Raw genomic sequence first — 1,744 nt, forward strand, 5'->3', positions numbered from 1 at the left:
ACCAGTTGGGCTTAATCCCGACTTCCAACCCCGAGGTCTGACCCATGGCGATTGACTTCACGATGCCTCCGCACGTGCTCGAAATACGCGACAAGGTCCGCGCATTTATCCAGGAAGAAATCGAACCGGCCGAAGCCGAGATGCGCAAGAACGGCAACTGGCGCGACGGAATAATCGAGCTGCGCCGCAAAGCGCGCCAGCGCGGCCTCTGGCTGCCGCACATGCCCAAGGTGTTCGGCGGCCTCGGACTCGACGCGATGGCGATTGCGGTGATCTCGGCGGAATGCGGCCGCACTCGCCTCGCGTCGTTCATCCTCAATGTGCAGGCGCCCGACGAGGGCAACATGCACACGATGCTGCATTTCGCGACGCCCGCGCAGAAGGACAAATACCTGCGCCCGCTGTGCGACGGGAAGATCAGGTCGTGCTTTGCGATGACCGAGCCGGAAGCGGCGGGCTCCGATCCGACGCAGCTCAAGACGGCGGCGGTGAAGCAGGGCGACAACTGGGTGATCAACGGCCACAAGTGGTTTATCTCGGGCGCGCACGGCGCCAAGTTCGCGATCGTGATCGCGAAAACCGATCCCGACGCCGATCCCCCGCAGGCCCGCACCTCCGCGTTCATCGTTGACCTGCCGAATCCCGGATTCAGAATCGTGCGCGACATCGACACGATGGCGGGCAAGGGCAATCACTGCGAGATAATGCTCGAGAACTGCATCGTGCCCGCCGACAACATGCTCGGGCCGCGTGGACAGGGGCATACGCTCGGGCAGGTGCGGCTCGGTCCCGCGCGGCTGGCGCATTGCATGCGATGGATCGGCAGCGCGGAGGTCGCGCTCGAGATGCTGGTGAAGCGCGCGATGGAGCGGCAGGTGCAGGGCGGGCTGCTGGTCGATAAGCAGGGCATTCAGTTCATGATGAGCGAATCGGCGATGGAGCTGTACACGGCGAAGCTGATGGTGCTGCACGCCGCGTATCTGATCGAGAACAAACTGCCGTTCAAGCAGGAAGTCTCGATGGCGAAGCATCACGTGGCGAACATGTTGTGGAAGATCACCGATCGCGCGATCCAGGTGCACGGCGCGCTCGGCTACTCGACCGACACGCCGCTCGAATCGATGCTGCGGCATGCGCGATCGGCGCGGCTGGTTGACGGCGCCGACGAAGTGCACATGACGCAGATCGCGCGCCACGTGATCGAGGCATTCAAACGTGACGGCTCGACGCGCGCAGCGACCGGCGCGGGCCTGTTGTAGGAACTCCGCGAGAGCGCCCCATGAATACTGAGAAAATCGAACCGTTCCGCGTCGAGGTGCCCGTCGAAGTGCTGGCCGACTTGCGCGCGCGGCTCAGCAGCACGCGCTTTCCCGACGAGGTTCCCGACACCGCATGGGAGTACGGCACCAATCTCGCCTACCTCAAGGAGTTGGTTGAATACTGGCGGACGAAGTACGACTGGCGCGCGCATCAGCGCGCGATCAATCGTTTTGCGCAGTTCAAAGCGAGTGTCGATGGGCTCGGAATTCATTTCATCCACGAGAAAGGCAAAGGACCTAATCCGAAACCGCTGCTGCTGATTCACGGATGGCCGGGATCGATCTACGAGTTCATGGAACTGATCCCGATGCTTACCGATCCGGCGGCGCACGGCTGCGAAGCGAAGGATTCGTTCACCGTGATCGCCCCGTCGCTGCCGGGGTACGGATTCTCGGATCATCCGCGCGTTCGAGCGATGAATATC

The 1,744-nt window shown here is 62.7% G+C and carries 2 protein-coding genes; both read left to right on the forward strand.

Annotated features, from left to right (window positions below; genetic code table 11):
* Positions 1-44 precede the first annotated feature (44 nt).
* Positions 45-1,259, forward strand: coding sequence for an acyl-CoA dehydrogenase family protein (locus tag VIW95_RS06300; RefSeq protein ID WP_331584585.1), 1,215 nt, complete (start codon positions 45-47; stop codon positions 1,257-1,259).
* A gap of 20 nt (positions 1,260-1,279) precedes the next feature.
* A partial coding sequence (locus VIW95_RS06305; RefSeq protein WP_331584586.1) for an epoxide hydrolase occupies positions 1,280-1,744 on the forward strand: 465 nt, incomplete at its 3' end.

Source organism: Binatus sp. (SeqCode) (assembly GCF_036522015.1).
Classification (GTDB): Bacteria; Desulfobacterota; Binatia; order Binatales; family Binataceae; genus Binatus.

Bases quoted from the DNA above. Each gene is read 5' to 3' on its own strand.
- VIW95_RS06300 (WP_331584585.1), top strand. From the start codon at position 45: ATGGCGATTGACTTCACGATGCCTCCGCACGTGCTCGAAATACGCGAC.